The following is a 5,473-nucleotide window of genomic DNA, read 5'->3' as shown; positions in this document are numbered from 1 at the left end:
ATAGATCTAACTGGAAACTCGTCATCCGGGTTCACCCGAATACCGCTGGTATAACCGGTGAGAATAGTCAATTCATGGACAGCTTGAAACAACTCATGGAGAATTCTGCTGAAAACATTGATTTTATCATGCCTGAAGAGTCTGTCAATTCTTATCAGCTAATTGAGATGTCAGCTGCTGTGTTCACTTTTATATCCACCATAGGGCTTGAAGCAGCCTTCATGGGTAAACAAAGCCTTTATGCCAGTAAGAGTCCATTCTACGCCTCGGATTTTAGCCTGAACCTCGATACCCCAGAAAACCTGGAACAACTGATCGAAAAATCAATCAGTGTCCCCATGAGCCCGGAACAGCTGACTTCTGCATACCGTTTTGGATATCACTACTTTATTCGTCAAAGTCTCCCTTTTGCTCAAGTCCAGGTTCAAAATGTTCATTTTGGAAGAATAACTTATAATTCTGATGAAGATCTTAAACCAGGTCAGGATGAACATCTGGATCACATGTGTGATGTCCTGCTTAATGGTGTACCCGTCATTAAATCACCTGATGTGGAAGTGGATCTAGACCACCATGCTGAGACTGAGCATGTTGCTGAACGGATGGAGCAGTTTAATAAATATTATCAAGAGTTGGAGCAGGAATTAAGATCAAACAGGGTCGTGGATGAGGGAAAGCAAACTGATCAAATAAGTACACTTAAAAGGCATGGTAATAGGAGTGTAACCGGAAAGGCAAGCGTATCAGTAGTGATTCCGTGTTACAATTATGCTGCTTACCTGCGAGAGGCAGTTGAAAGTGTTGTCAAGCAGACCTTCAGCGATTGGGAAGTGATCATTGTTAACGATGGCAGCACGGACAACTCGGTTGATGTTGCTCAAACCCTGATAGCAGAATATCCACATTACCGGATACAGCTCATCGATCAACCAAACAGTGGTCAACCAGCTATCGCCCGTAATAATGGGATCAAGCAATCCACTGGACGGTTTATTCTGGCATTGGATGCAGATGATTATCTCCATTCCAAAGCTTTGGAAAGACTGATGGGAGCTGTTGAGAAATATGGTGAACAACCAACTGTGGCATTTGGATGGCTGCAGTCCTTTGGTAGTGATGATTCACTTTGGAGTGCCAGTGATTTTAATACTGCTGATCTGTTAAGACGTAATCAACTACCAGCCGGATCGCTCTATCATCGATCAGTTTGGGAACTACAGGGAGGTTACCGGGAAAATGTGGCTGGTTTTGAGGACTGGGATTTCTGGATCGGTGCAGCCAGGATCGGTGCCACTTTTCATAATGTGCCAGAAATAGTCCAATATTATCGGAAAACTGAAAATACTTCGCTTATCGATACGGCTGTTGTGAAACACGAATGGTATGTTGCCAGCATTATTCAGAACAATGCTGCTGTCTACGAACCGATTGAGCTGGATTGGGCTCAAGACTATTTACAGCGGAATCCTGAAATTCCGGAGCAGGCAGAAGTACATGGAACTCAAGATCACTTTCCAGCTGTAAGTGCCGTACTGGTAAATAGTCACCCCGAGCGTTACACAGAAACAGAATGTGAGTGGGCTCAGCAATATCAGTTGGATAACCCTTTTCATTTAACAAAACGAATAGAAAGCTGGCAGAAAAAAATGAAATTTCCAATTACTGCCATCATTGCCGCATACAACGAAGGTGATGTCATTTATCATGTCATCCGTGATCTGGTGGAGCAGGATATTCAAGTGGTCTTCATCGATCACCATTCCACAGACAACACTTTATCAGAGGTGAAACGCTGGCAGGGGAAAGGGGTTATTCGAATCGAATCCTTCCCTGAAGACGCTGGTATGAAGATTCCTGATGATGTTTATTCCTGGCGGTACATCCTCCGGCGTAAACAGGACATCGCTGCAGAAATGGGACCAGGCTGGTATATCCATACTGATGCAGATGAATTCAGGGAATCCCCCTGGCTGGATTTGAACTTGCGGGCAGGGATCGAGCGGGTTGATGCCGAAGGTTATAATGCTATTAATTTTAAGCTGTTTGATTTTAAACCAACTGGAAATAATTTCGTTTCAGGTAGTGATGTTCGAGATTCACTATCCAGCTATGACCTTGATATACACACATATAACGCTGTTCAGGTCAAGTGCTGGAAGAACTTCGGCCAAGCTGTGAATCTATGGGAATTAGGTGGTCATGATGTGAGCTTCGATGGACGCAAGATCTATCCCCTTCCTTTCATTTTACGTCACTATGCTATTCGCTCTCAAGCCCATGGAATGCAGAAAGTATTTCAGGATCGAAAAGCCCGCTTTGACCAACATGAGCGAGATGCAAAATGGCATACCCAATATGATGATGTGACTGAGGACGAAAACCAATTTGTGAGAGATCCAGCCGAACTGGTCACCTGGGACAGAGCAGCAGCCTGTACTACTTGTCTGGATACCGCCAATGCCCAAACCCAAATTGATAAGTATTATGAATTCAGTCGTCCGGATATCCAGGAACTGATAGATCCAAAAGCACGGAGAATATTGGATATTGGTTGCGCTGCAGGAAAAATGGCAGCCGAGATCAAACAAAAACTGGGCGCCGAAGTCTGGGGTATCGAGCCAGTTGGCAAAGCAGCTCGTCAAGCAGAACAAAAATTAGACAAAGTGGTCCATTCGGGTATTGAAGAAGCCATGGATGAGTTACCAGATCAATTCTTCGATGTAATTATTTTTGCAGATGTACTTGAACATCTGGAAGACCCTCACTCCATCCTTAAAATGATAACTGGAAAACTCAGTCGCAACGGACAGATCATTGCCAGTATTCCAAATGTTCGTCACTGGTCAGTCGTAAAGGGCTTACTGGAAGGACGTTGGGACTACGAAGATGCCGGTATTCTGGATCGTACTCATTTACGTTTTTTCACCCGAAAATCTGTAGATGATCTATTCAATCAGTCTGGTTACCATATTATAAGTATATCTGCTACTTCTTTTGAAGGACAGGGTGCTCCCGACAAAGTTGTAAATGCTCTTGCTAAAAGTGGTCTTGATGTAGCAAGCCTCAAGGAAGATTCCAATCACTATCAATATCTGGTTAAGGCAGAGCTCACACAGCAAGTTGCTCAATTGAATGCTGATGTACCGCTGGTTAGCATCATCATGCTTACCTGGAATGCGCTGGACTATACCCGCAAATGCGTCAGATCCATTGAAGAACATACGGACTATCCGCATGAGATCATTTTTGTGGATAATGGTTCTACCGATGGTACCAGGAAATATCTCAAACGGTTGGTCAAGGATAAGCCCAACTACAAACTAATTGAGAATTCCGAGAATAAAGGTTTTGCCGCCGGGAATAACCAGGGCGTGGATTTTGCTTCTGGAAAATATGTTTTGCTTTTGAACAATGACGTACTGGTTGCTGATGGATGGCTGTCACACCTGGTGTCAGCATTGGAACGAGATGAGAAGATCGGCATGGTCGGTCCCATCACCAATCATATTAGCGGTCGGCAAATGATCACGGATATTCCCTATCAGGATGATCTCGGGTATCATGAATATGCCGGAGGGGTGCTTGCTCAAAACCCGCATAAGATCACTCCTCGCCGCCGGATCGCAGGATTTGCAGTTCTCCTTGAAAAGACCCTGTATCAGGAGGTTGACGGGCTTGATGAAAGCTTTGGAAGCGGCAATTTCGAAGATGATGATCTTTGCCTCAAAGTACGGGCTGGTGGCTATGCCATCATGGTGCATGAGGGTGTATTTATTCATCATTATGGTAGCCAGACCTTTAAAGCAAACCAGATCGATTATTCGGCCTCATTGAAAGCAAAGGGCAGTGTATTCACCAGGAAATGGCCTGATGTGAATTATGATGAGTTGATCGAAATAAAAAACCCATTGAATGAATTTCATCCCAATCTGTATCTGGCTGGAATGGAGCACCTGGAAAAGAGTGAATTTGATGCTGCCTATGAAATATTTGAACAATTGGTCGCTGAGGATCCCCTATATGAAGATGCCCTGGTGGGGTTGGTTATGGCTGCAAAATCATCTGATCGTTCTGAAGTGGCAATTTCAAGTGTCCGTCGACTGATTCGCTTGAATCCTGAGCATGCGGTCGCCTATAACCTATCTGGTCTGATCGCAGCTGAATCAGGTGAACTGGAGAGTGCTAAAAAACTCTTCAAGCTTGCCTGGGAGAAGGATAAACAATTCTTTGATGCAGCTCGCAATCTGGCTGAAATCATGCTGATGAATGATGAATTTCAAGCGGGTATTCAGATATTGAATGATATTCTGACCTTTGAGCCGTATGATGTATTAACCTTATTACGTTTGGCAGAACTGAATCTGGAAGCTGGTCGGGATGAGACAGCACTTGAATTGACCCACAGAGTGTTGGAAATAGATCCAGCCCAGCCCGTAGCCCAGCAATTTATCAAAAGCCTGGAGACATAGATCATGACCTTTCTGGAAAAAAAATCCGCCAGAGAATTTGAAGAAGGGGAGATCATCTTTAAAGAGCATGATCCTGGAAGTTCCATGTTTATCATACAATCTGGAGCAGTGGAGGTCTCCTCAATCAAAAACAATCAAAAGGTGGTTTATGCGCATCTGAAGACCGGAGCTATATTTGGAGAAATGGCCCTTATTGATGGACAGCCCCGTTCGGCCACTGTCACCAGTTTGCGCAAAACTCGATGCATTGAAATGAGCCGGATGCTGTTTCAGAAGCATCTTGATGGTTTACCACCCTGGATGACCTCGTTTTTTCAGATTCTGGCAGAACGACTGCGTGAGGCTAATAAAAAAGCGGATACACTGAATACCCACGATAATTCCAGACAGATTATCATGATGGTAAGCAGTATACTCTCGAATATTGAGCCCAATGCACTGGATGAAGTGATCACCCCCTGGAAGCCGCTTGCCAATGATATATCAATTTTGCTGAACTTACCGACAAAGCAGGTCGATCAGGTGCTCAATAAGATCACTCTGACACCCATGGCCAAAAGTGAGATGAGTTATGAAAAGGGGCGGATTCTCGTCATGCGAGATCTAAACCAGTTCAAGTTCTTCGCTGATTACTGTCGCTCCCGTTTCATTGAAAAACAGGGCAATGAAGTAGCGCTTGAGTTTCGCAAAATGGATCAGAAAGAAGCCGATGTGATCAGCTTTCTGCATAAGATCATGCGGGAACAGCGCTGGGAGCCCGAGATCGAGCAACACCTGTTTGAAGAACGCTTCAATGAAGTCCACGAATTGTCCTTGACTGATTATAAGCGTGAATTAAAGCAATTCCGAGACAGCGATCTGATATCCTCAAAGCTGGATAAAGATGATGTGAAAATGTATGTGGTGAATAAGGAAAAGCTGCAAACTCTCAACAGCATGAATGAGACCATAGCAGAGTTCGAACAAATGGACTCAAAGTTATAGGATTTGAGGTATCTAATCAT

At 44.2% G+C, this 5,473-nt stretch carries 2 protein-coding genes; both read left to right on the top strand.

The features are described from left to right. Window positions 1-83 precede the first annotated feature (83 nt). Window positions 84-4,469, top strand: a complete 4,386-nt coding sequence (locus tag U9Q77_02380) for a glycosyltransferase (protein ID MEA3286211.1) — start codon at window positions 84-86, stop codon at window positions 4,467-4,469. Window positions 4,470-4,472: 3 nt separating this feature from the next. Continuing rightward, window positions 4,473-5,453, top strand: coding sequence for a cyclic nucleotide-binding domain-containing protein (locus U9Q77_02375; protein ID MEA3286210.1), 981 nt, complete (start codon window positions 4,473-4,475; stop codon window positions 5,451-5,453). Window positions 5,454-5,473: the final 20 nt, after the last annotated feature.

It is taken from the genome of Candidatus Neomarinimicrobiota bacterium (genome assembly GCA_034716895.1).
Taxonomy (GTDB): Bacteria; Fidelibacterota; UBA8477; order UBA8477; family JABMPR01; genus JABMPR01.
This window is presented reverse-complemented; position numbering and strand designations above follow the sequence as displayed.